The following is a 25,674-nucleotide window of genomic DNA, read 5'->3' as shown; positions in this document are numbered from 1 at the left end:
TTGAAGCGATAATTGCATGATAAGTAAACCATGATAAGTGAACAAAGATGAGCGAATTAACTGTAGAAAGTTTGCGTAAATCCTACGGTGCCCGTACGGTAGTGCAGGACATCTCGTTAACGATTAAAAGTGGTGAGGTGGTCGGGCTGCTTGGCCCGAATGGCGCGGGTAAAACCACCAGTTTTTATATGATAGTGGGTTTGGTGGCGCTGGACGCCGGTAGGATTGCCTTGGATGGCACGGAGCTCAGTCATTTGCCGATTCATATGCGTGCTAGGATGGGTTTGTCCTATTTGCCGCAGGAAGCCTCCATTTTCCGTAAATTGACGGTGTCTGAAAACATTCTCGCTATCCTGCAGTTGCAGGACATTCCTGAAGACGAAATGTCAGCCCGTTTGGAATCGCTGCTGGAAGAGTTGCACATCACGCATATCCGCGATAGTGCCGCGGTGAGTCTGTCTGGTGGCGAGCGCCGCCGTGTAGAAATTGCACGCTGTTTGGCATCAGACCCCAGTTTTATTTTGTTAGATGAGCCGTTTGCTGGCATTGATCCGATTGCGGTGATTGATATCCAGCAAATTATCCGCTTCTTAAGTGCGCGCAATATTGGCGTGCTGATTACTGATCATAACGTGCGTGAAACTTTGGGTATTTGCGACCGTGCTTATATTGTGAATCAAGGCCATGTGTTTGCTTCAGGCGTGCCAAGTGAGATTGTGGCCAATGAAAGCGTACGTGAAGTGTATTTGGGTAAAGATTTCCGCCTATGAAGCAAGGGTTACAACTAAAGTTTTCACAGAATCTATCGCTGACGCCGCAGTTGCAGCAGGCGATTCGCCTGTTGCAACTTTCAACGCTGGAGCTGAATCAAGAAATTGATGTGCTGATGCAAACTAATCCCCTGCTGGAACGGGGTGACGACACCGAGGATGAGTACGGCAACGCCGTAGAGCCGGTGGCTGACGGAGCCGACTTATCTGCTACCAGCCCTGAGTCTGCAGAGGCTAAGCCTGAGTTTGAAAATTTTGATGCTGAGTATGCGGAATCTGCGAGTGAGTTCAATGGCGCAGAGTCTGCAAATGCAAGTGTTGCGGATGTGTCCGATACGGCTGATTTTGATGTGCCAAGCACAGATTACGCAGACACGTTTTCGGCTGAGTTTAATGATGAGTTTGATGAGTTTTCCAACGGCAGCCGTTGGGATGAAAACACCATGCCGGCGGATGATGACAGTGACTTCAAGCCGCAGGAAACTTTGCAGACCAGTTTGCGTGAGCATTTGCTGTCCCAGTTAAAGTTGATGCCCTTGTCCGAGCGCGATCAATCGCTTGCGTTGATGCTAGTAGATAGCATTAATGATGATGGTTACTTGGAGCAAAGCCTGGAGGAAATTGCCGAGCTGATGCCAGAAGAGCTGGAGATAGATGCGATAGAGTTGCAAACAGCGTTGCGTCATGTGCAGCATTTGGATCCACCAGGCGTAGGTGCGCGCAGCTTAAGTGAGTGCTTGCTACTGCAGCTTGCGGTGTTGCCGAAATCTACACCGCATTTGGCGATGGCTGATTTGGTGGCTAAGCACCATCTGCAAGTGTTAGCCTCGCGTGACTTTGTGAAATTGCGTAAAGAACTAGGCTGTGATGAGGCTACCTTAAAGCAGGTGCAGCAACTAATTACCAGTTTAAATCCACGCCCTGGCAGTGCTTTTAGCCATATAGGTTCAGAGCACTATATCCAGCATGAAGTGATTGTGAAAAAGGTCAAAGGCATTTGGATTGCCAGCTTAAATGACAGTGTGATTCCTAAACTGAAGATCAACCAGCTGTACGCTGGTATCTTGAAGCGCAATCGTGATAGTTCCAGTCAGTACCTGCAAAGTCAGATGCAGGAAGCCAAATGGATGATTAAGAATATCCAGCAGCGTTTTTCTACCATTTTGCGTGTATCGCAGGCGATTGTAGATAGACAGCGCAACTTTCTGGAGTATGGTGAAGTTGCCATGCGCCCGCTAGTATTAAGAGAGATTGCCGATGAGCTTGATTTGCACGAGTCAACAATTTCACGCGTGACGACCAATAAATACATGCTGACACCGCGCGGTATTTTTGAACTTAAGTACTTTTTTGGCAGTTCAGTGGCGACCGATGCTGGCGGCACTTGTTCGGCAACCGCCATTCGCGCCCTGATTAAGCAGTTGGTGGATCAAGAAAATCCAAGGAAGCCATACTCGGATAATCAGATTACAGATTTGCTGGCTAAACAGGGTATTGTGGTCGCGCGGCGCACGATTGCCAAGTATCGTGAGTCTATGAATATCGCGCCAGCAAGCTTAAGAAAATCCTTATAAGTTGATTGTTGAAATCTACGTAAAAAATTGTTGAATTCCTTGCCACAGAGCGAATGAAAAGTTGTAAACTGAAATTGTTCTGTAAGTCTTAATCACGAACCTCTAAGAATTAATATTTGCGGAATATTTTCAAAAGGAGCAAGTCATGAATTTACAATTAACAGGTCATCATTTAGAAATTACGCCCGCTTTACGTGACTATGTCACCAGTAAGTTAACTAAAATCAGCAATCACTTTGATCATGTGATCGATGTCAAGGTGACCATGAGTGTCGAAAAGCTGGCTCAAAAGGTTGAAGCTACACTGCATGTGCCTGGTAATGATTTACACGCAGAATGCCAAGATGAGAATATGTATAGTGCCATCGATATGTTGACCGACAAGCTTGACCGTCAAGTGGTGAAACATAAAGAGAAAAATACCAATCATCACAAAGCGAATGGTGCGGTAAAGCATCAAAACATTGACTGAGTTTTTCTAGTATTTAATTCTTTTTTGTTACCTTAAATATGGCTCAATTCAACGTCGCTGAGCTATTCAAACAAACCCGCCGTAAACTCAAATTAAATTGGGTTGCAGGACTCGACGGCGGGTCAAATACTCTCACTAGCGAAACAGTTACCAAGCCATCTCTGGCTCTAATTGGACACCTTAATTTTGTACATCCTAACCGGGTGCAGGTATTGGGCTGTGCCGAGATGGATTATCTGACCAGCTTGCCTAGTGCAGATGCTGAACGTGCAATTAATAATTTATTTTCCACCGATTTAGCCGCTGTGATTGTGGCTAATGGTGAAAATGTACTGGATATCTTGTTGGCTGCCGCCAACCAGCACAACGTTCCGTTATTTACCTCTACCTTACGCAGCCCTGAGCTCATGGATATTTTGAGCCACTTTCTGGCGCAGGCTATGGCCGAGACTATCAGTGTGCACGGTGTATTTATGGAAGTGCAAGGCTTTGGCGTGCTGCTCAAAGGCGAGGCTGCTATCGGTAAGAGCGAGCTTGCGTTAGAGCTGATTTCACGTGGACATCGCTTGATTGCCGATGATATTGTGGATTTTTTCCGCATATCGCCTGAACGCATCGAGGGGCGCTGCCCGCCATTGCTAGAAGATTTTCTGGAGGTGCGCGGTTTGGGGATACTCAATATACGCGCATTGTTCGGTGATAATGCCGTGAAGCCCACCAAGCCGTTGGACTTGATTATCCAGCTGGAAAAAGCTGATTTACAAACTCTGCAGATGTTGGACCGCTTAAGCATTAAAACCCAGCATGAAGAAGTGCTAGGCTTAAAAGTGACCAAGGTTCATATCCCGATTGCGGCTGGGCGAAACATAGCGGTGTTGGTGGAGGTTGCGGTGCGTAACCATATGCTGCTACTACGTGGGGTCAACGCAACCAAACAGTTCATGCAGCGCCAACAGCGCGCCATGAAGCAACACAAGTAAATGCTGTATTAGCCTTTATCAACACTAATGATTTTTCAACACTAAGTGATTCATCAATACCAATGAAACAACTGATTATTGTCACTGGGCTGTCCGGCTCTGGTAAAAGTATTGCATTGCGCGCGTTGGAAGACAGTGGTTATTACTGTATTGATAACTTGCCTGCCACCATGCTAGATACGATAGCTGAGCATTTGCATGCTAACCATCAGCGGATTGCGATTAGTATTGATAGCCGTAGTGCTGCGATTGAAACCTTACCAGCACATATCGAGCAGCTCCGGGCGCAAAATATTGATGTGCAAGTATTGTTTTTAGAGTCAAATGTTGAAACCTTGGTTAAACGTTTTAGCGAAACCAGACGCAAGCACCCTTTGAGCGAGTCGTCGACTACGCTGGCTGAAAGTATCGCGCTGGAGCGTGATTTGCTCGGCGGGCTGGGCAGTCTAGGCCATGTGATAGACACTAGCTACTTAAGTGCCAACACCCTGCGTGGCTGGGTGAAAGAGGTGGTTTCTATCGAGCACACGGGCTTGACCTTATTGTTTACCTCTTTTGGTTTTAAGCATGGCATTCCACTGGATGCAGACTTTGTGTTTGATGTACGCTGTTTGCCTAACCCGCATTACGACCCTGCACTGCGCGACTTGACCGGGCGTGATGAAAAAGTGCAGGAGTTTTTAAAAGATCATGCAGCCGTAAGCGAGATGATGCAAGATATTAGGGCTTATGTAGGGAAATGGCTGCCTTGTTTTATACAGGATAACCGCAGCTATCTGACGGTGGCGGTCGGCTGCACCGGCGGTCAGCATCGATCTGTGTACTTGGTGGAAATGTTGAGTTTATACTTTAAGGATAAACAAAAAGTATTAACACGACATCGCGAATTAAAATAAATAGGATTGGTATTCAACAATGATAGGTATTCTGATTGTGACGCATGGTGCACTAGGTGAAAGCCTGATTGGGTGCGCAAGCCATGTGTTAGGTGGTGTGCCGACACAAACTGCTGCATTGGCGATTCATAGTCAGGATGACCCTAATGTGGTGTTACCGAAGGCACAGGCGCTAGTTGCACAGTTAAACAGCGGCGATGGGGTGCTGGTGCTATCTGATATGTATGGCGCAACGCCATGCAATATAGTCACCAAGCTGTGGCAGCCGGATGTGGTGGCTGGGGTGGCAGGTGTGAACTTGCCCATGCTGGTGCGTGCCATGACTTATCGGCATGAGCCGCTTAATGTAGTTGTAGAAAAAGCCCTCAGTGGCGGTCGTGAAGGCGTGGTGCAGTTTACCAGCCAGCAATGCGAACGCTATGAGCAGGATTCCTCCAAATAATAGATTTTACAAATAACTAGGTCCAAAGCATGATTAGTAAAGAGCTGGAAATTATTAATAAACTAGGGTTGCATGCACGTGCATCTACCAAACTTACACAGGCCGCTGGTAAGTTTGCGAGCGAGGTGTGGATTACGCGCAATGGCCGCCGCGTGAACGCCAAAAGTATTATGGGCGTGATGATGCTGGCCGCAGCCAAAGGTTCTATCGTAACGTTGGAAGCCAATGGTGCGGACGAGGTGACGGCACTCGACACCTTGGTGGCACTGATTAATAACCGTTTCGGTGAGGATGAATGAGTAATCTAACTAATCCAAGTTTTAGTATTCATGGCGTTGCTGTTTCTAGCGGTATCGCCATTGGACAGGCACATCTTGTGTCTAATGCTTTGCTGGAGGTTGTTCATTATCAACTACCTAAGCATTTGATTGAAACCGAGATTGACCGCTTTAACGAGGCGGTTGCTAGTGTTAAGTTTGAGCTGGAGCAGATTAACCTTAGTCTGCGTAAAAATGCACCGGCGGAGCTAAGTGCGTTTGTGGGTACGCATTTGATGATGCTGGAGGACAAGTCGTTAACCGAAGTGCCGCAAGATATTATTCGTAGCGAGCAGTGTAATGCCGAGTGGGCGATCAAGCTGCAAATGGATGATATCGTTGAGCAGTTTGAACAGATTGAGGATGTCTATTTCCGTGAGCGCAAGCAAGATGTAGTGCAAGTGGTGGAGCGCATCATTAAAGCCTTGCTTGGGCACCCAAGCCAATTGACTAGTGAACAACAAATCAGCGCCATGCATCAGGAGCGCAAGCTGATTTTGGTGGCGCATGATATTTCACCGGCGGATGCGATTCAATTTAAGCAGCACCAGTTTGCTGCATTTATTACCGATGTAGGCGGTGTTACCTCCCATACTGCCATTCTGGCGCGCAGTTTGAATATTCCATCCATCGTTGCCCTGCAGCGCGCGCGCGACTTAATCAATGACGGTGAGTTGATTATTGTCGATGGTAACTTGGGCATTGTGATTGTTAATCCATCCAAAGAGATTCTCGCAGAGTACAAGCTGCGCCAGGATCAATGGGAGCTAGAGCAGCAGAAGCTGAAGCGTATCAAGAGCACTAAGGCAGTGACCATTGATGGCGTTAGCATCGATTTGCTGGCAAATATTGAGGTGCCGGAAGATGTGGCCGCGGTCAAGCTAGCGGGCGCTACCGGCATTGGTTTGTATCGTACCGAGTTTCTTTTCATGAATCGCCACGATGCGCCTGATGAGGAGGAGCAGTTTTTAGCTTACAAGGCGGTGGCTGAGGCGATGAAAGGTGCACCGGTTACTATTCGCACCCTGGATATAGGTGCGGATAAACAGGTTAATTCGGATACGGTAGTGAATTGCGCGAACCCGGCATTGGGGTTGCGCGCGATTCGTTTGTGTTTGGCTGAGCCGCAACTGTTTCATACCCAGTTGCGAGCCTTGCTGCGCGCTTCGCATTTTGGGCATATCAAGATTTTAATCCCTATGCTGTGTACGCTGTCTGAGTTAAGGCAAACCAAGCTGTTGCTAGAGCGTGCCAAGCAAAGTTTACGCAAAGATGATATCCCGTTTGATGAAAACATTACTTTGGGCGGCATGATAGAGATCCCGGCTGCGGCAATCAATGCAGAAGCTTTTGCCAATGAGTTGGATTTCTTATCCATCGGTACTAACGATTTAATTCAATACACCTTGGCGATAGACCGCACCGATGACGCGGTTGCGCATTTATATAACCCGTTACATCCTTCTATCCTCAAGCTGATTTCGATGACAATCAAAGCCGGTATCAAGCTGGGCAAGTCGGTATCGGTATGTGGTGAGATGGCGGGTGACGCCAGATTTACCAAGCTACTGTTGGGCATGGGCTTGCAGCAGTTGTCTATGCATCCGTCACATATTTTGAGTGTTAAGCAGCAGGTGCTGCACAGCCAATTGGGCGAACTTAAGGTGCACGCGCGTAAGGTTTTAAACTTAAGCGATATAGAAAAAATTGAACTCAACCTTGCCAAGTTTAATCAGATTCAATAAGAAGAGGGCCCGCCATGAGCAACGCGCTATTAGTACCAAGTAATGATGATAAAAACATCGCCACTATTACGCATTTGAGCGGGGTGCTGTTTTCGTTCATTCCTTCTTTAATCGTTTGGCTGTTAAAGAAGGACGATAACGAATATCTATCAGCACAGGCCAAAGAAGCGCTGAACTTTCAAATCACCATCCTTATTGCGCAATTTGCCTCAGGTGTGCTGATTGCCGTTCTGGTCGGTTTCTTGTTGCTGGGGATTATTTGGCTGTTCAATGTTGTTTTATGCATCGTCGCAGCCATCTCTACCAGTAATGGGGAGACTTATCGTTACCCGCTGTGCCTACGTCTTATTAATTAGGGTGGCTTATCATTTAAGGCGTTTTATTAATTAATGCGATTTATCAATTAGCGCGACTGTTAATTAGCGCACTTGAGTATCAATTACTCGTTTTATTCACTAATGCAGTTTAAGTAATGCAGTTATAAGGATTCTTTGTGTCAAACCCATTATTACATTTTGCTGGCTTACCAAAATTTAACGAAATCAAACCTGAGCATGTTGGCCCAGCGGTAGATAGTTTAATTGCAGAGGGGCGTGCGCTGGTTGAGCAGTTAGCTATCAGTACAGAAGCGCCAACCTGGCAGAATTTTGCCGTCAAGCTAGAAGACCATAGTGAAAAATTGGGCCGTAGCTGGAGCCAAGTGGGGCATATGAACGCGGTGGTGAATAGCCCGGAATTACGCGAAGCTTATAACGATAACTTGGCCAAACTGACAGATTTTTACGGTGACCTATCGCAGGATGAGCGCCTCTATGCAAAGTTCAAGGCGATTCAATCCAGTGCTGCTTTTACTACGCTGAGTGCAACGCAGCAAACCATTATCAATAAAGAGGTGCGTGACTTTAAATTAGGTGGCGCCGAATTGCCTGCTGAGCAGAAGGCAAGATTTAAGGCCATTAGTGAGGCGCTGTCTAAACTAGGTGCTAAATTCGAGGAAAATATACTCGATAACACTAACGACTTTAAGCATACGGTGGACAATCTGGCAGATTTGGCCGGATTGCCGCAAGATGCGATTGAGGCGGCACAAGAAGCCGCTAAAGTCGATGGCAAGCAAGGTTATCAGTTTAGCCTGCACTTCCCGTCTTACATGCCGGTGCTGCAATACGCAGACAATCGGGCGCTGCGTGAAGTTTTATATCGTGCCTACGCCACACGTGCCTCTGAGCTCAGTAAGCCGGAGTGGGATAACACAGCGTTAATTCGCGATATTCTGAGATTAAAGCAAGAAGAAGCGCACATGCTGGGTTTTAACAACTTCGCAGAGCTTTCGCTGGCCACCAAGATGGCGGATACACCTAAGCAGGTGACGGACTTTTTGGACACATTGGCTAAGCGTGCCAAACCTTACGCGCAGCAAGACATGCAAGCGCTTACCGCTTATGCTAAGCAACTCGGTATTAGCGACATGCAGGCATGGGATGTGGCTTACGTTAGTGAGAAGTTACGCCAAGAGCAATACGCCTTTTCTGACCAGGAGGTAAAACAATACTTCCCTGAGCACAAAGTACTGGCTGGCCTGTTTAAAGTAACGGAAACCATTTTTGGCGTGCATGTGCGCAAAGTGGAGGCGCCGGTATGGCATGCTGATGCAAGCTTTTATGAAATCAGTAACAGCGACAATCAGCCTATCGCTTATTTCTACCTGGACTTATACGCACGTAACCACAAACGTGGCGGTGCTTGGATGGATGAGTGCATTAGCCGCCGCCAGCGTGCCAATGGCGTAGAGTTACCGGTAGCTTTCCTCACCTGCAACTTCTCTGCGCCTGTTGGCGGAAAGCCTGCGTTATTCACGCACGATGAAGTCATCACCATGTTCCATGAGTTTGGTCATGGTTTACATCATATGCTTACTCAGGTGGATGAGTATGGTGTGTCCGGCATTAAAGGGGTGGAGTGGGATGCTGTTGAGTTGCCTAGCCAGTTTATGGAGAACTTCTGCTGGGAGTGGGACGTGCTACGTCAGATGACTGCGCATGTAGACACTGGCGCGCAATTGCCACGTGAGCTGTTTGACAAAATGGTGGCGGCGAAAAACTTCCAAGCTGGCATGCAAATGGTACGTCAAATTGAGTTTTCACTATTCGATATGCGATTACATGGTGACTTTGATCCTAACGGCAAACTCACCGCCCTAGACCTCATTGAACAAGTGCGTGACGAAGTAGCGGTGATGCGCCCACCGCGCTGGAATCGTTTCCCCAACAGCTTCTCACATATCTTCGCAGGTGGTTACGCTGCTGGCTACTACAGCTACAAATGGGCAGAAGTATTATCTGCCGATGCCTACAGCTTGTTTGAAGAAATGGGCGTACTGTCCGGTGAGGCGGGGACGCGATTTAAGAATGAAGTGCTGGCTAAGGGCGGTAGTCGTCCGGCGATGGAGTCTTTTGTGGCATTTAGAGGCAGAGAGCCCAGTTTGGATGCACTCTTACGCCACAGTGGCATGGCTTCGTAAGCATAGCTCCTCTATAGGCACCTGAAGTACAGACTCTTGGTTTGTGGCCTAATCTAGGTTTGCGTGGCATCACGCAAACCTACACTTAATCTTAAAGCGCCCGCAGATAGTTCAGTATTGTTGGTTTGAACTGAGGCTTTGCTGCAAGCTGTAATCGACTTAACTATTATCGACCCATTAGAATCAACATCAAACTAATATGCATCACGATTTTTGGCATCAAAAATGGAGTAAAAGTGAGATAGGTTTTCACTTACCTGAAGCTAATCCATTGTTAGTTAAATATTTTTCTGCATTAAATTTAAATCCTGGTGCTTGTGTGTTTTTGCCGCTGTGCGGAAAAACTGTGGATATCGGCTGGTTGTTGGCAGCTGGCTATCATGTCGTTGGCGCAGAGTTAAGCGCAGTCGCGATTCATGACCTATTCGAAAGTCTGCACCTGACGCCAACAATCCATGAGTTAGGTGGCGTTACGCATTACAGCGCAGCCAATATTGATATATTTGTCGGTGATATTTTTCAGCTTTCATCCTCCGTGTTGGGTCATGTGGATGCAGCTTACGACAGAGCTGCTTTGGTCGCGTTACCAGACGATATGCGCTTACGCTACACCGAGCACTTGGTGGCGCTAACCTGTAACGCACCACAATTGCTGATTTGTTATGAGTACGACCAAAGCCTAGTGGCGGGGCCGCCATTTTCTATCGGCGTGCTAGCCGTTGCGCGATACTACCAAGCAAACTATGGTTTACATCTACTGGCAACGGTTGAGGTGGATGGTGGTATGAAGGGGCGTTGCAGTGCTACTGAACACGTATTTTTGTTGAAGCCATTACAGGCGGCTTAACTCATATTTAACCAATCAGCTTTAGCCAGTCATCTAGCGTAGTGACTACCTGATGGCAGTGTTCTCTTACAAAGTCACTAGGTTGAATTAAGTCTGGCACCACCACCACCTTTAAGCCGGCGGCAATTGCTGCGCGTGCGCCCATTTCGCTATCTTCAAATGCAATGCATGCCTCGGCAGGCAGGCCTAGCTTGTAAATTGCCAGCAAGTAAATATCTGGATTGGGCTTGCCGCGCTCCACCTCTTGCCCGCTGGTGATGTGCTGGAAGTAATTACTTACACCGACCTGACTTAAGCGCTGGGTGATGTGATGGCTAGCAGACGATGATGCAACACTGCAAATAATATCGTGGGCCTGATAGTGTTGAAGCAGAGCGCGTGCGCCGGGCTTTAGTGGGAATGTGTTGTTCAAGCTTGCTAATTGGGCATCTAAGCCCTGCATCACTAGATTAAATCGCTCTGTGTCGCCTAGTTGCGCCGTCATAATGCGCGTGGAGTCTGGTCCTGCGCGCCCAATCAGCTCCACATAGTCTGCTTGCGTGTAGGTGATGCCTACTTGTTGCGCTGCGCTGATGCAGGCTTGCATGATGATGCGTTCTGAATCTATCAGCAGGCCATCCATGTCAAATATTGCGGCTTTTATCACGTGCTTAAACTTCAAAAGTTGGTTTTAAAAAAATGGTGAACTCTATCATATGGTGCGGATAGCTAGCTAAGGAATTTACGTCTAAGGCTGATGGTGATATCAATGCGTTACTAGAAATGAGTTATTTGATGGGGCGCACACTACCGACAATAGGTTCTTTGACTGGCTTATGGGCGCATGCTAGAGTTGCGCACCTGTCTTATTACATTTTTAATTGCTGGCCTAAGCTTATGAAACTCGCTACTTGGAACGTCAACTCACTTAACGTGAGGCTACCGCATGTGCTTGATTGGTTAACGGCAAACCAGCCGGATGTACTGTGTTTGCAAGAAACCAAGCAAGAAGATAGTAAGTTTCCTTATGCAGCGTTTTCTGAGTTGGGCTATCACGCTGTGCATATTGGTCAAAAAACCTACAATGGGGTGGCTATTTTAAGCCGTCACCCTATTTTGAATGTACAGCGCAATATCCCAGACTTTGAGGATGATCAACAGCGCGTGCTAGCTGCCGATATTAATGGTGTGAGGATGGTGTGTGCTTACATTCCGAATGGTCAGGCGGTAGATTCCGACAAGTACCAGTATAAGATGCGCTGGTTGTCTGCCTTGAATGCATGGCTTAAAACTGAATTGACGCAGCATGCTAAATTAGCACTGTTGGGTGATTATAATATTGCACCAGAAGACCGTGACTGCCATGACCCGGCCGCTTGGGAAGGACAAATCTTGGTTTCTCCGCTGGAGCGGGAGGCCTTTAATCACTTGGTAAGTTTAGGCCTTAGCGATAGTTTCCGGCTGTTTGAGCAGCCGGAAAAAAGCTTTAGCTGGTGGGATTACCGCATGATGGGCTTTCGGCGTAACCTAGGTATGCGCATCGACCATATACTAGTTAGTGATGCGCTGAAAGTATTATGCGCCGCAGCGTATATAGACAAGGCGCCGCGCAAGCTGGAGCGCCCATCAGACCATACTCCAGTTGTATTGGAGCTTAATGCGGGCTAAGTAACTGCTGTGCTTGGTCTGTCTTGGCGGTGTCAGCAGGTTTTGCCGTCGCGCCTGCACTATTTTCCTTCGGTCTGGCTGCTTGATCTTGTGCCCTAGGTGCACTATTTCTTGGCAGCATCGTAATATTGGGCTGTAGTATTTGCTGTGGCTGGCTTAGCGGCACAGCTTCTCCACCATCTTGCATACCCGGTAACTCGGTTTCCACCTCGGGTGGTGGGTTCTCATGATAAAAGTACTCGTAAATACCGTTCTCGTCATTGTCGGCGCGGATACCTGTGGTTGGGTCTATGCGCAGCGCCATCACCCCATCTGGTATCGGCATGTCGGTTTCAGGCACATTTCTCAGAGCACTCGCCATGTATTTAATCCAAATGGGCAGAGCGGTGGAGCCGCCGGTTTCGTTGCGGCCTAAGCGCCTAGGCTTGTCGAAGCCCACCCATGTCACTGCGACCAGTTTAGGGCTATAGCCGGTAAACCATGCATCATAATGGTCGTTGGTGGTACCGGTTTTACCTGCCAAGTCACCGCGGCCAAGCTGGGAGGCTTTGGCTGCTGTGCCGTATCGCACCACATCTTGCATCATAGAGTTCATAATGAAAGCGTTACGTGCATCAATGACGCGCGGCGCATCGACTTTAGCCGTGACGAATTTACTTTGACTGATGACTTTACCGTTTTGGTCAACAATTTTGGTGATCAAATAAGGGTTAACCCGGTAGCCGCCATTGGCAAATACCGCGTAAGCGTTAGCCATTTGCATCGGTGTTGCTGAGCCAGCACCTAGTGCCATCGTCATATAGGCTGGATGGTTCTTCGCTGCAAATCCAAAGCGCGTGATGTAGTCTTGTGCGTAGCTTGGGCCAATACTATCCAGCACACGTATTGCCACCATGTTTTTTGATTTGGCTAAGGCTTGCCTTAATCTGATTGGGCCATCAAATGTGGCGTCATAGTTTTGTGGCGTCCATTCTTTATTACCAGTCTCTTCAGATGAGAAGCTCAGTGGCGCATCTTCCACAATGGTGGCTGGTGTGTAACCTTTTTCTAAAGCGGCAGAGTAGATAAAAGGTTTGAAGCTGGAGCCTGGTTGACGCCACGCTTGGGTAGCATGGTTGAATTTGTTACGGTTAAAGTCAAAGCCGCCTACCAGCGCGCGAATTGCACCAGTTTCAGGGTCTATTGAGATAAGTGCAGATTCCACCTGTGGTACTTGAACCACACGCCATTGACCCGTTGGGGTGGATGGCGCGTTGTTTAGAATGCGAATTACCGCGCCTATCCTTAACAGGCGCTTCTCTGGTTTTTTCTCATTCAGCGTGTTTTGAATCAGTGCCAAACCTTTGCCGCTGATTTCAACGTCATCCCCGTATTTTGTGTGTACGGTAATGGATTTTTCAGAAATTTTGGTAATTGCAGCCGGAATTAAGCCGTTAGAGACATCGATGTCGCTGAGTGCTTCTGTAATTTCCTCTTTATCTACTTCGCTCACTGCCGAGTTAAGATTGAGCATTTTTTCCGGTCCGCGGTAGCCTTGGCGTGCATCGTAGTCCAGGATGCCATCTCTAAGCGCGTTATTGGCGGCTTCTTGATTGGTTTTACGCACGGTGGTGTAGACCTTTAGGCCGCTGCTGTAAATTTCATCTTGATAGGTTGCGTATAAGCTTTCTCTCACCATTTCTGCAACGTAGTCAGCAGATAGGTCACGCGCCTGTCTTGATGCTTTAAATCTAAGCGGTTGATTTAGGGCCTTTTTATAAACGGATTCTTCAATAAAGCCGTAGCGCTGCATGTCGCGCAACACTTCCATTTGGCGTGCAATGGCCCGCTTAGGGTGTAGATAAGGGTTGTAGCCAGACGGCGCCTTCGGTAGGCCTGCGAGCATGGCGGTTTCCGCTAGGTTTAGTTTCTCTAGAGGCTTGCCAAAATAAACTTGCGCTGCCGCGGCAAAGCCGTAAGAGCGCTGGCCTAGGTAGATTTGGTTGATATAAAGCTCAAGAATCTTATCTTTACTTAAATTGTTCTCGATTTTGATAGCGAGCAAGGCCTCGTTGATTTTTGTCGCTAGTGTGCGTTTGCCATTGGGCTTGGTGAAGAAGTTCTTGGCAACCTGCATGGTAATTGTGCTGGCACCCTCATGACTCACGCCCGTGATATTGTTCTTAATCGCACGCAGAATGCCTTTGGTGTCAATGCCGCCGTGCTGATAAAAGCGGCGGTCTTCAATCGCGAGTACCGCATCTTTCATGTTTTTTGGCACATCTTCGATTTTGACGTAAGCGCGTCGTTCTTCACCAAACTCCTCAATTAAATAACCATCTTCAGAGTAAACTCTTAACGGTAGTTTCGGGCGGTAATCGGTAAGCGTTTCTAGCGAGGGTAGGCTCGGATAAATGATTGCAACGGCAATCCCTATAAAAGCAATGGCAGATAACGTGCTAACAATTACGGTTAACAAAAGATAGTGCCACCATTTATTTGGAGTCATAGGTGATTCGATTTCAAGAAAAAATATTGGACTATTATAAATTGCTATGGTTGCTGACGTGCATAAACTAACTGATTAAGTTTAAAAAAATGAATAAATTAAAAATTGCTTTACAGGGTTTAAAGTTGTTGCTAGGATTTAATGTAAATTATTAGAAATGTTCGTAACTAACGAAATCAGAAAAGGAATTTCAATTTGAAATTCAGCTTTTTTACAGAATCGGTACCCCCGCTAGTCGGCATAGATATAAGCTCAACCTCGGTAAAAATGGTTGAGCTTATTAGTGATGGGCGTGGAGGTTACAAACTTGAGAACTATTCAATCTCCCCTTTGGCTAAAGATGCCATCTCTGACGGCAATGTAGGTGATCTTGAAAAGGTCGCTGATGCAATCAAGCTAGGGTGGAAGCTGCTAGGCTCGCGTGAGAAGCGAGTTGCATTGGCGTTGCCTTCATCCGCAGTTATCGCCAAAAAAGTAATTATGTCTGCTGACTTGCGTGAAGAAGACATGGAAGTGCAAGTTGAAGCTGAGGCCAATCAATACATTCCCTTTTCACTCGATGAGGTGAATATTGACTTCCAAGTACTTGGCCCCACCCCCAATAATTCAGATGAAGTTGAAGTGCTCATCGCTGCTGCGCGCAAAGAAAAAATTGAAGACCGCGTTGCTGCAGCTGAAGGCGCAGGGCTAAAAGTGATAGTAATGGATGTCGAGTCTTACGCAACAGAGGCTGCGTATACACTAGTCTCAAGTCAGTTGCCTAATGCGGGGCGAGAGCAGACGGTGATGATTGTGGATGTGGGTGCGACAATGATGCATATTAATGTGCTGCATAATAACGTGCCTATCTATGCCCGTGAGCAAAGTTTTGGCGGTGCTCAGTTAACGCAAGAAATTCAGCGCCGCTTTGGTTTGTCGCAAGAAGAAGCCGAAATCGCTAAACGTAAAGGCGGCCTACCAGAGAGTTATGAAGGGGAGGTGCTGCAGCCTTTTGTGCAATTGCTGGCGATGGAAGTGGCAAGAGCGTTACAGTTCTTTACAAGCTCTACGCAATACAATCGTGTTGACCATATTGTGTTAGCAGGAGGCTGTGCCTCTATTGCAGAGATTGCCATAACGGTACAGGACCGCACTCAGGTTAATACCATTGTCGCTAATCCATTTCATAGTATGGCGACAAGTGCCAAAGTGCGGGCGCAGCAAGCCGCAACAGATGCTCCTGCGTTATTAATTGCTTGCGGCCTTGCTATGCGGGGGTTCGCAATATGATACGCGTCAATTTATTACCACACCGTCAATTAAGGCGTGAAGCCAAACAGCGTGAGTTCGGCTTGATGGCACTGTTTTCTGCCATTGCTGCCTGCGCCATTTTGTTTGTGGCCTACACCGTTATTAATAGTAAGGTTGATTCTCAGTTGGAGCGCAATCAACGCCTTAATAACGCGATTACTAAGTTAGATAAAGAAATCGCAGATATTAAAGACTTGAAAGAGCAAATCAGCGCGATGCTTGAGCGTAAGCAAGTGGTTGAGAACTTGCAGACCAATCGTAGTCAAGCGGTGATTGTGTTTGATGAACTTAGCCGCCAGTTGCCAGAAGGCATGTATCTTAAAAGTATCAAGCAGGAAGGCAAAGTGATTACGCTGGAAGGTGTTGCTGATACTAATGCCAGAGTGGCGACATTAGTGCGTAATTTTAATCAGTCTACTTGGATGGAATCGCCTATTTTGATTGAAATTAAGGCGATTACCGTCGGTGCTCAGAAGCAAAATTTATTTACGCTTAAGGTGAGTTTAAAAACACCAACTACAGAAGCTGATGATGCAGGTGCTAAAGCGAAAGCTGGAAGTGCGAGAAAATCATGAAGTTAGAAGATTTTAATAATATCGATATCAACAACGCTGGCAGTTTGCCTGCACCAATGAAAGCAGTGCTGCTGAGTGTTGTTTTTCTGGTGTTGCTCGCATTAGGTTATTACTTGCTGTTAGGCCCTGCGATGGAGTCTTTAGATACAGAAAAGGCAAAAGAGGAAGAGTTAAGGAAAGTTTACTTCGACAAAAAAAGCCAGGCGATTAATTTAACCGCATATCAAGCGCAGATGGTTGAGATTGAAAAAACATTTGGTGCGTTGCTAAAGCAGTTACCAGATCGCTCTCAAATTGATGGTTTATTAACGGATATTAATCAGGCAGGTTTAAGCCGTGGTCTAGAGTTCGAGTTGTTCAAGCCTGGGCAGGAGACTTTGGCGGAGTTTTATGCAGAGATGCCAATATCAATTAAAGTCACTGGTAGCTATCATGATCTAGGCGCTTTTGCTACCGATATCTCAAAGCTGTCACGTATTGTGACGCTGGGTGATGTGTTTGTTGTGGGCAAAAATAAAGATGCTAAAGATACGAAGTCAGGACCTAATGACGGCGGCTTGGTGATGGAGGCTGTTGCAAAGACTTATCGATATTTGGATGCGAATGAAATCGCAGAAAAACGTAAAGCTGAGAGCGAAAAAGCTAAAGCAGCTAAGAAAGGTAGCTAGTAACCGTGGCTGAAATTATCAAACGAATATTTACCTTGCAGATTATCATGCCCCTTTTAGTGGGCGGGGTGTTGAGTGCTGGGCTTGCCGGTTGTAGCTTTGAAGAAGGAGATGACCTTGATCAGTATATGCGTGATGCAACTAAAGACGTAAAACCCAGAGTAAAGCCATTGCCTGAGGTGCAGCCATATATGGCATTACAATATAACGCTGACAGTACGCTGGTTGATCCATTTCGTGCGCGTAAGGCTGTTAATAAGTCTAGCGCCTTACAACCCAACTTAAATCGACCTAAAGAGCCTATGGAGGCATACCCGCTTGAGAGCCTCAAGTATGTTGGTATGTTGTCTAAAAGTAAGTTGATCTATGCATTGCTTAAAACGCCAGATGAGTCAGTACAACAGGTTAAATTAGGTAATTATGTTGGGCAGAATTACGGCAAAGTGACACAAATTAAAGATGGTGAAGTAGTGTTGTTGGAGCTTGTGCAAGATGACCTTACCGGCGATTGGGTGGAGCGTACTACAAGTTTAGTATTGCAGGAATAATAGCTTTAGCCGCAAGAGGCTAAGTAAGTAGTAGCTTTTTGTGGGTGATGTTGCTGTGTAGTGAAGGTTCGTTTTAAGGCGGTTAATTTATTGTGATAGCGCATTAGGCCCTAAGAACTTTAATATATTCTTAGGAAGTGGGATTTAAGGTGAAATAATGAAAACGAATATTTGGATATCAAAACTTTTGCAGGCCACTATGCTGCTTGGCTTGGCTCTAGGTTCAGCATTTGCTGTCGCTGAAGACCAGGCTGGGTTAACCAATAAAATTGAAAGTGTCGACTATTCAACGTTACCTGGCGGACGTGTGAGTATACGTGTAAAAACCACACAGCCATTAGCAAATCCGCCGGCAGGTTTTACGCTTAATAATCCTTCTCGTATTGCACTGGATTTTCCCAAAGTTGGTAATGGCTTAGCCAAAAATAATATTCCAGCAGATGCTGGTGCACTTAAAAGTGTTACATTGGCGCAGGGTAAAGATCGTACCCGTATGGTGCTTAACTTATCAAAGAACGTAGGTTATAGCGCCACCGCAAAAGGTAATGAGGTGACAATACTTCTGCAGGCGAACGAGGCGGTTGCAGGGGCTGGTGTTGAGACTAAATTCTCTGAGCCTGTTTTGGGTAACAAGGCGGTCTCCATCAATAACGTAGATTTTGTGCGTGGAAAGAATGGCGAGGGTCGTATTATTGTTGATTTGTCAGATGCCTCAGCTGGTATTAACATCAAGCAAAAAGGTAAAACTATTGAAGTTGACTTTATTAACACGGATGTACCAGCTAATTTGCAACGTCGTCTGAATGTGATCAATTTCAATACACCAGTACTCTATGTGGATACGATAAAGCAGGGTAAAAATGGGCGAATGACCATTGAGCCTAAGGGTAATTGGGAACAATCTGCATATCAGGCAGATAAAAAATTCATTATTGATGTGCGTCAGGTGGTAGAAGATCCAAACAAGCTAGTGCGTGGCTCAAAACCTGGCTATGCTGGTGAGAAGCTGTCTTTGAATTTCCAAAATATTGAAGTACGCGCAGTATTGCAAGTGATTGCGGACTTTACAGGTTTGAATATCATTACCAGTGACACCGTAACAGGTAACCTGACCCTGCGCCTTAAAGATGTGCCTTGGGATCAGGCGCTTGAGATTATTATGCAAAGTAAAGGCTTGGATAAGCGCAAGAATGGTAATGTGATTTTAGTAGCTCCTGCGGACGAAATTGCTGCAAAAGAAAAGCAAGCGTTTGAGAGTCAACAACAGATTGATGATGTTGAGCCTATGCGCACCGAGGTGTTTACTTTGAAATATATGAAAGCGGAGGCTTTAAAAAATATTTTAAGTGATCCTAAGCAGAAGATTTTATCTAAGCGTGGGAATGCAGTGCTGGATCCACGCACCAACACCGTGTTTGTGCAGGATACACCTAAGTATTTAGAGCAGGTGCAAGCTATAATTAATAAGACAGATATACCAGTCAAACAGGTGATGATTGAGTCGCGTCTGGTGATTGCTGATGATAAGTACAGCAAGGCGCTAGGTGCTAGATTGGGTGTTACTCAGGTAGGCACTCCTGGTAGTAGCGTAGGTACATTAAGTGGAACTTTGGGCAATCGGCCAACTTCAGTATCAACTACTGGCGTGGTCACACAGGGTACTCATAACGGTGCAGTGCAAACCACATTAACTAATGGTGGCGTATTTACTAGCTCTGATGGGCAGCCAGACTTAATGTCGAATCTTGCGGTTGCAAATGCAGCAGGTTCAATTGCCTATAGTATTTATAATGTTGCAGCTGGATTGTTGCTCAATTTGGAATTAACGGCGATGGAGACTGATCAACGCGGTAAGATTGTATCAAGCCCACGTGTGATTACAGCTAATCAACATAAAGCAAAAATTGCGGCAGGTACAGAGATTCCTTACCTGCAAGCTTCAAGTAGTGGTGCTACCAACGTTGCGTTTAAGCCGGCAGTGTTGAGCTTAGAAGTGACACCACAAATTACGCCGGATGAAAAAATCATCATGGAGCTTGATATCAAGAAAGACAAAGTCGGTCAAATCTTCAATGGCGTACCGTCTATTGATACGCAGAACATCAACACCCAGGTGCTGGTAGGTAATGGTGAGACTGCTGTGTTGGGTGGTATTTTTGAGCAGATTGAGCGTGACGATGTAAGTAAAGTACCATTTTTTGGTGATCTGCCGCTTTTTGGTAATCTATTTAAGAAAAAGACTCGTCAGAATGATAAAACTGAATTATTGATTTTTATCACTCCGAAAATAGTTGATGAGCGATTAACGTTGCAATAATGGCGATGTTCATTATGTCGTGCTAATACAGTTCATAGTTTTGATAAAATGCCCATCTAGAATATGATGGGCATTTTGTTTTGCAGGCCTTTGCGTGATTGCATGGCGAAGCTAATTTAATGTGCTTGTGTATGAGATGTAGCTGTGCAATAAGGATGGTTTTAATTTGAATAATATTTACTTTATAGGTCTGATGGGTGCTGGTAAAACCACCATAGGACGCATGCTATCCAAGCAGCTAGATAAGGAGTTTTATGATTCTGATGTTGAAATCGAGCGTAGAACTGGCGTGAAAATTCCGCTTATTTTTGAGTTGGAGGGTGAGGGCGGCTTTCGTAAACGTGAGACGCTGGCGCTAGAAGAGCTTTGTCAGCTGGATAATATGATTATGGCAACAGGCGGTGGTGCGGTGCTGATGCCTGAGAATCGCGTCTTGTTAAAAAATAGTGGGAAGATTATATACCTGCGCGGCAAGGTCAATGATTTATACCAGCGCACCCGACATGATAAAACCAGGCCTTTGCTGCAAGGTGGCAATATGAAGCAAAAGTTAGAGCGTTTGTATTTAGAGCGAGATCCTATCTACACTAGTCTAGCCGATTACATTGTAGATACTGGCGCCCAGTCTGCACTTGAGATTACAAGTTATATTGAAGATTTATTGAAAAAGTAAACATGGTTATGCAAACACTAAAAGTAGAATTAGCGAATAGAAGCTACCCAATCTATATTGGGCGCTCACTTATCTCCAATGCAGAGCTGATATTGCCGCATTTAAAGCGTAAACATGTGGCAATTGTAACCAATACAACGGTGGCGCAGCTCTACCTTGAGACTTTAAGTAATGCGCTGCAGGATGCGGGTGTGAAGGTAATCCCAATTATATTGCCGGATGGCGAGGCGTATAAGAACAGTGAAACACTGAATTTAATCTATGACGCATTGCTGCAAAATCGCTGTGAACGCAGCACTACTTTAATTGCCCTGGGTGGAGGGGTGATAGGTGACTTGACTGGTTATGCAGCGGCTACCTACTTACGTGGTGTCCCTTTTATACAGATTCCAACCACCTTGCTATCTCAGGTGGATTCATCCGTGGGCGGGAAAACTGGCATCAATCATCCGCTAGGTAAGAACATGATAGGCGCGTTTTACCAACCACAAGTAGTGTTAGCAGATATAGATACGCTGCAAACTTTACCTGCGCGCGAGTTCTCAGCAGGGATGGCTGAGGTGATTAAGTATGGCCTGATTAGGGATGCTGAGTTTTTTGATTGGTTAGAGTTGCACATCGAGCAATTGATGGTATTAGATGAACAGGCAATCACCGAGGCTATCTATCGCTCGTGCAAAAATAAAGCAGACGTAGTTGCACGCGATGAGCACGAAACGGGTGAAAGGGCATTGCTGAACTTAGGTCATACATTTGGGCATGCCATAGAAAATGCCATGGGCTACGGCGTATGGCTCCACGGTGAGGCTGTGGGTGCCGGCACCATGATGGCTGCCGATTTGTCTCAACGCATGGGTTGGCTGACGGCCGACGAGGTGAGGCGGATTCATCAACTGTTAACTGCTGCTAAGTTGCCCTTAGATGCGCCAAAATTAGGTGTGGAGAAGTATTTGCACTTAATGCAGTTGGATAAGAAAGTAGCCGATGGAAAGATTCGACTGGTATTACAACAAGCGATTGGTAAGTCAGTAATTACCAGTGATTATGATGCCGAAAAGCTAAAACAAACGCTTTCTTTAAAATCTGATTAATCAATACTGCGTACATAACACCTAGTATTGGAGCGCTGCTAGGTGAATGTGAGGACTAAAGGCTGCGTAGGCGTAGTTTTTGTTTTGCTCACTTGCTTTTTTGCAGGCTTGCCAGAAATGCTTTACCTAATATAAGATTCAAGCATGAATACTCTCGCTCCTTATGCTGCCAATCCAGATCAATCTATAGGGCGGCACCATGCTGAGCCCGCTTCGTCAACGCGCAATGCGTTTCAGCGTGACCGTGACCGTATCATTCACTCCACAGCCTTCCGTCGCCTGGAATATAAAACGCAGGTATTTGTAAACCATGAAGGTGATTTGTTCCGTACACGCTTGACGCATAGCCTAGAGGTTGCGCAAATGGCACGCGGCATTGCTCGCACCTTGCATCTGCATGAAGACCTCACCGAGGCCATCGCGCTGGCGCATGACCTTGGCCATACACCGTTTGGACATGCTGGGCAGGATGCGCTGAATGACTGTATGCGAGATTACGGTGGCTTTGAGCATAACTTGCAGTCGCTGCGTGTAGTCGATCAGTTGGAGCAGCGTTATGCGGAGTTTGATGGCTTAAATCTCACGTTTGAAGTAAGAGAGGGCATACTTAAGCATTGTTCCATTAGAAATGCCAAGCAACTTGGTGATGTAGGTGTGCGCTTTATCGAAAAAACCAGCCCTAGCTTAGAGGCGCAGCTGACAAACTACGCAGACGAGATTGCTTATAACAATCATGATATTGATGATGGCTTGCGTTCTGGTTTGATCAGTATTGAGCAATTGTCTACAGTGGAGCTGTTTGCGCAAAATCTAGCCGAGGTTAAGGTGAAATATCCGGTGTTGGAGCAAAAGCGTCTGCTGCATGAAACCATACGTCGCATGATTAATACTTTGGTAGTGGATCTATGTACGCAAAGTGCACAAAATATCGCACAACACCAGCCTGACAGTATTGCCGATATCAGGCTACTACCACAGTTAATCGGTTTTAGTGAGGGTGTAGCTAAGCAAAACCTGGAACTTAAGCAGTTCTTACGTAAAAACTTATACCAGCACTATAAAGTAAATCGTATGAGTGCAAAGGCTGTCCGCATCGTACGCGAGCTGTTTGCCTGTTTTTATGAAAATACAGGCCTACTGCCAAACGAGTTTCAAGTATATGCAGAAATTGATAAAGCGCGTGCGGTAGCTGACTATATCGCTGGGATGACAGATCGCTTTGCTATCAGAGAGCACCGCAAGCTGTTTACAGTAGAAGAGTACCTCTAGGTGATGTTGCTGTGCGCTTAGTAGCGAACGCGACATTGATAATCTGCTCAGATACTCCGTCCTTATTCGAAACTACGGACTATTTCGCAAAGTTTCATGCTGTAGCCCGTCCGGTAAAAACTCTATTGTTGCAAAATTACAACAAATGTAAGTAATTGTGACAAAAAGCCCAACTTTTAGTTGTAAGCCTAAAAATCTTTGTGCATACTACGCTCTACCTTCTTAGTGAATGCTACTTAAGTAGTAAACGTTGAGAGAGTTTGCAAACTTTCTTTTTAGTTTGGTTGCTGGCAACGGCGACAAGCTGATAGGGTAATCGAGAATTAAAAATAGTAATATTTTTTAGGAGATTTATATGAAAACAACAATTAAATTAGCAGTTGCTTCAGCTTTAGTAGCTGCAGCTTCAAGCGCACAAGCTGGTATCATGATTCCAGCTGGTGATTGGACATTGGACATCGGCGGTGTTGTAAACGCTTACTACACAACTACTAAATACAGTGGTGACAACGGCGGTACAGCTGCTTTAGGTCTAGGTAACGGTGATGCTGCATCATCAAACAACATCACTACAGGTTTGTTGCCAAACTACTTATCAGTTTCTGGTAAAACACGTCAAAACGACTTAGACGTTGGTTTCACAATCAGCTTGAATCCAGGTGCATCAACAAAAGCTTCAGGTAACCAAGCAGCACAACAAGAAAATCGTCAAGCATTCTTGACATTCGGCGACAAATCATGGGGTACTATCAAGTTAGGTAAAGATCTAGGTATCTACGCATCTGACGCTATCTTGAACGACATGACATTGTTAGGCGTTGGTGGTGGTGCTGGTTCACTAGCTGGCAACACAACAACATTGGGCCGTATCGGTTCAGGTTTCATGTATGCTGACTGGAAATCACAAGTTGCTTACTCATCACCAAACTTCAATGGCTTCAGCTTCACAGTTGGTTTGACACAAGGTTGGGATGCTGTTGCTGATGCTGAAGGCGCTGGCATTTCTAGCTTAAAAAGCACTGGTCGTAGTGGCGCATCATCAGCATACGAAGGTAAAGCTTCTTATGAGTGGGCTGGCGACGTAGCTGGTAAAGTTTGGGCTTCTGGTATCTACCAAAAAGTATCTGGCTTTGCAGGTGCTCCAGGTGCTGACAACGCTCAAGCATTCGACATCGGTACTACAGTTAACGTAGCTGGTTTCGGTTTAACTGGTTACTACGGTAAAGGCGACGGTATCGGTCAAACATTCCAATTACGTAACGGTTTTGATGCAAACGGTAAATCACGTGATTCAGACCAGTGGTACGTACAAGGTACATACACACTTCCAGGTGTAGGTACTAAATTGGGCGTTTCATACGGCGAGTCAACTTTAGACGGCAACCGTTCTGCTGACACATGGAAAGATCTTACAGATTCTATGTGGACAGTTGGTGCTTACCACCCACTTACAAAACACTTGAACTTGGTTGCTGAGTACTCAGAATCTGAGCGCGATTTAGACAACCGTGCAGCAGCTGATGTTAAAGCTAAAGCAAAAACTATCTCTTTAGGCGCTATCTTATTCTTCTAGGATAAGGCAGGGGTTACCCTGTAGTGTTTAAGTAATAGATAAAAAAACGGCAACTTTAGTTGCCGTTTTTTTATAGGTATAGCCCAAGTAATGCAATATAAAGAGATTTTGTAATGAATTTATATCCAGTGACAGTGATTAGTGATTTTTATGAGAATCCTGATGAAATCAGGAGGTATGCGCTTTCTCAGAAATATACCTATTGTCATGAAATGAAAGATGTTGGTTATGTCTTTCCTGGATGTCGTACTAAAGATTTACGTGATATCAGTACCTCGCTTTATGATAAGGTTTGTAAGAAAATAATCAGTGTCTTTCATATACCAGAACATGATGTGATGCGTTGGCAAGTTAGCACTAGTTTTCAAATTGTGTGCGCTGAGTATGGTTCGGGTTTGATTCATCAAGACCAAAATACGGTGTTTGCAGGTGTGCTGTATTTAACACCTGATGCGCCTTTGGATGCAGGAACATCTTTGTTTAAAAAGAATTCTTCGTATGACGATGAGTTGTATTGGAAGACAATTAAAGAGAATGACGAGAACTTTAAGAGTAAGTCACCCATAGACTTTAGTTACCACAGTATGTTTGACGAGGTGGTAAGGGTTAATAACGTATATAACACCTTAATTTTATTTGAGGGCGATATTCATCACTGCGCTAACCAGTTTTTTGGAGATAATAACCATAATGCGCGCCTAGCGCAGGTGTTTTTTATTAACAAAATTGACGCGAATAAGCAAAGTTCATTTCCTTTATTGCGGGCTAAAAGTCAGCTAATCTGACACGGATAGCACAATACTAAGCTTACTTCCTTTGAGCATCAGGTTGATTTTTGCTTATTCATATAATAAGGCACCAGATATATGATTGTCTTAGCCGCGTGATAACTGAAGTAATGTGTACGTAGAGAGGTCATAGCATCTTATCCTCGCCACGTGTGAGGCATTAAATTGAGTGTAGTGCCGTTA

Annotated in this window: 24 protein-coding genes; 22 read left to right on the top strand and 2 right to left on the bottom strand. The window is 45.7% G+C overall.

The window, feature by feature from the left end; all coding sequences use genetic code 11:
- The first annotated feature begins 47 nt into the window (after positions 1-47).
- From lptB to tmpT, 11 genes are all read left to right on the top strand, one after another.
- Entirely contained in the window at positions 48-770 is a 723-nt protein-coding gene (lptB, locus tag MMOL_RS10950; RefSeq protein ID WP_015833102.1) for an LPS export ABC transporter ATP-binding protein, read from the top strand.
- Positions 767-2,344 carry an RNA polymerase factor sigma-54 gene (locus MMOL_RS10945; RefSeq protein WP_015833101.1) on the top strand — a complete coding sequence of 526 codons (1,578 nt, stop codon included), beginning with the start codon at positions 767-769 and terminating at the stop codon, positions 2,342-2,344. The genes lptB and MMOL_RS10945 overlap by 4 nt, the downstream gene beginning before the upstream one ends.
- Positions 2,345-2,489: 145 nt before the next feature.
- Positions 2,490-2,816 (top strand): ribosome hibernation-promoting factor, HPF/YfiA family, encoded by a 327-nt coding sequence (gene hpf / locus MMOL_RS10940; protein WP_015833100.1) that lies wholly within the window; start codon positions 2,490-2,492, stop codon positions 2,814-2,816.
- Between the two features lie 38 nt (positions 2,817-2,854).
- Complete coding sequence (hprK, locus tag MMOL_RS10935; protein WP_015833099.1) at positions 2,855-3,796, top strand: HPr(Ser) kinase/phosphatase; 942 nt, start codon at positions 2,855-2,857, stop codon at positions 3,794-3,796.
- A gap of 62 nt (positions 3,797-3,858) precedes the next feature.
- A complete protein-coding gene (gene rapZ / locus MMOL_RS10930) occupies positions 3,859-4,692 on the top strand; it encodes an RNase adapter RapZ (protein WP_015833098.1) in 834 nt (277 codons plus the stop codon).
- Between the two features lie 19 nt (positions 4,693-4,711).
- Positions 4,712-5,134 (top strand): PTS sugar transporter subunit IIA, encoded by a 423-nt coding sequence (locus MMOL_RS10925; RefSeq protein ID WP_015833097.1) that lies wholly within the window; start codon positions 4,712-4,714, stop codon positions 5,132-5,134.
- A 29-nt stretch (positions 5,135-5,163) separates the two neighbouring features.
- Positions 5,164-5,433, top strand: coding sequence for an HPr family phosphocarrier protein (locus MMOL_RS10920; RefSeq protein WP_015833096.1), 270 nt, complete (start codon positions 5,164-5,166; stop codon positions 5,431-5,433).
- Positions 5,430-7,196 carry a phosphoenolpyruvate--protein phosphotransferase gene (gene ptsP, locus MMOL_RS10915; RefSeq protein WP_015833095.1) on the top strand — a complete coding sequence of 589 codons (1,767 nt, stop codon included), beginning with the start codon at positions 5,430-5,432 and terminating at the stop codon, positions 7,194-7,196. The genes MMOL_RS10920 and ptsP overlap by 4 nt, the downstream gene beginning before the upstream one ends.
- Before the next feature lie 14 nt (positions 7,197-7,210).
- Complete coding sequence (locus MMOL_RS10910) at positions 7,211-7,552, top strand: DUF4870 domain-containing protein (RefSeq protein ID WP_015833094.1); 342 nt, start codon at positions 7,211-7,213, stop codon at positions 7,550-7,552.
- Positions 7,553-7,689: 137 nt separating this feature from the next.
- Positions 7,690-9,717, top strand: coding sequence for a M3 family metallopeptidase (locus MMOL_RS10905; RefSeq protein WP_015833093.1), 2,028 nt, complete (start codon positions 7,690-7,692; stop codon positions 9,715-9,717).
- Positions 9,718-9,916: 199 nt separating this feature from the next.
- Entirely contained in the window at positions 9,917-10,564 is a 648-nt protein-coding gene (gene tmpT, locus MMOL_RS10900; RefSeq protein ID WP_015833092.1) for a thiopurine S-methyltransferase, read from the top strand.
- A 7-nt stretch (positions 10,565-10,571) separates the two neighbouring features.
- On the opposite strand, the gene MMOL_RS10895 is transcribed toward tmpT, so the two are convergent.
- Complete coding sequence (locus MMOL_RS10895) at positions 10,572-11,210, bottom strand: HAD family hydrolase (RefSeq protein ID WP_015833091.1); 639 nt, start codon at positions 11,208-11,210, stop codon at positions 10,572-10,574.
- Positions 11,211-11,440: 230 nt separating this feature from the next.
- Here MMOL_RS10895 and xth point away from each other — a divergent pair, with 230 nt between their 5' ends.
- Complete coding sequence (gene xth, locus MMOL_RS10890; RefSeq protein ID WP_015833090.1) at positions 11,441-12,211, top strand: exodeoxyribonuclease III; 771 nt, start codon at positions 11,441-11,443, stop codon at positions 12,209-12,211.
- Here the strand turns inward: xth and MMOL_RS10885 are convergent.
- Entirely contained in the window at positions 12,198-14,699 is a 2,502-nt protein-coding gene (locus MMOL_RS10885) for a penicillin-binding protein 1A (RefSeq protein WP_015833089.1), read from the bottom strand. The genes xth and MMOL_RS10885 overlap by 14 nt on opposite strands.
- A gap of 195 nt (positions 14,700-14,894) precedes the next feature.
- Between MMOL_RS10885 and MMOL_RS10880 the strand changes: the two genes are divergently transcribed.
- The 10 genes from MMOL_RS10880 to MMOL_RS10835 all read left to right on the top strand — a co-directional run bounded on the left by MMOL_RS10880 (position 14,895) and on the right by MMOL_RS10835 (position 25,488).
- Entirely contained in the window at positions 14,895-15,968 is a 1,074-nt protein-coding gene (locus MMOL_RS10880) for a pilus assembly protein PilM (RefSeq protein WP_015833088.1), read from the top strand.
- Entirely contained in the window at positions 15,965-16,564 is a 600-nt protein-coding gene (locus MMOL_RS10875) for a PilN domain-containing protein (RefSeq protein ID WP_015833087.1), read from the top strand. Before MMOL_RS10880 ends, MMOL_RS10875 begins: the two co-directional genes overlap by 4 nt.
- Complete coding sequence (locus MMOL_RS10870) at positions 16,561-17,232, top strand: type IV pilus inner membrane component PilO (RefSeq protein WP_015833086.1); 672 nt, start codon at positions 16,561-16,563, stop codon at positions 17,230-17,232. Before MMOL_RS10875 ends, MMOL_RS10870 begins: the two co-directional genes overlap by 4 nt.
- A 47-nt stretch (positions 17,233-17,279) precedes the next feature.
- A complete protein-coding gene (locus tag MMOL_RS10865; protein WP_015833085.1) occupies positions 17,280-17,780 on the top strand; it encodes a pilus assembly protein PilP in 501 nt (166 codons plus the stop codon).
- 157 nt (positions 17,781-17,937) lie between these two features.
- A complete protein-coding gene (locus MMOL_RS10860) occupies positions 17,938-20,097 on the top strand; it encodes a type IV pilus secretin PilQ (RefSeq protein WP_015833084.1) in 2,160 nt (719 codons plus the stop codon).
- Positions 20,098-20,290: 193 nt separating this feature from the next.
- Positions 20,291-20,770, top strand: coding sequence for a shikimate kinase (locus MMOL_RS10855; protein ID WP_049764495.1), 480 nt, complete (start codon positions 20,291-20,293; stop codon positions 20,768-20,770).
- A gap of 8 nt (positions 20,771-20,778) precedes the next feature.
- Positions 20,779-21,861, top strand: a complete 1,083-nt coding sequence (aroB, locus tag MMOL_RS10850) for a 3-dehydroquinate synthase (RefSeq protein ID WP_041928888.1) — start codon at positions 20,779-20,781, stop codon at positions 21,859-21,861.
- A 144-nt stretch (positions 21,862-22,005) separates the two neighbouring features.
- The gene (locus MMOL_RS10845; RefSeq protein ID WP_015833081.1) at positions 22,006-23,130 is read left to right on the top strand and encodes a deoxyguanosinetriphosphate triphosphohydrolase; all 1,125 of its coding nucleotides are present in this window, start codon (positions 22,006-22,008) and stop codon (positions 23,128-23,130) included.
- 355 nt (positions 23,131-23,485) lie between these two features.
- Entirely contained in the window at positions 23,486-24,703 is a 1,218-nt protein-coding gene (locus MMOL_RS10840) for a porin (protein ID WP_015833080.1), read from the top strand.
- A gap of 113 nt (positions 24,704-24,816) precedes the next feature.
- On the top strand, positions 24,817-25,488 hold the full coding sequence (locus MMOL_RS10835; RefSeq protein ID WP_015833079.1) for a DUF6445 family protein: 672 nt from the start codon (positions 24,817-24,819) through the stop codon (positions 25,486-25,488).
- Positions 25,489-25,674 lie beyond the last annotated feature (186 nt).

It is taken from the genome of Methylotenera mobilis JLW8, assembly GCF_000023705.1.
Taxonomy (GTDB): Bacteria; Pseudomonadota; Gammaproteobacteria; order Burkholderiales; family Methylophilaceae; genus Methylotenera; species Methylotenera mobilis.
Note: the sequence above shows the minus strand (reverse complement) of the source record. Positions and strands in the feature narration are given on the sequence as shown.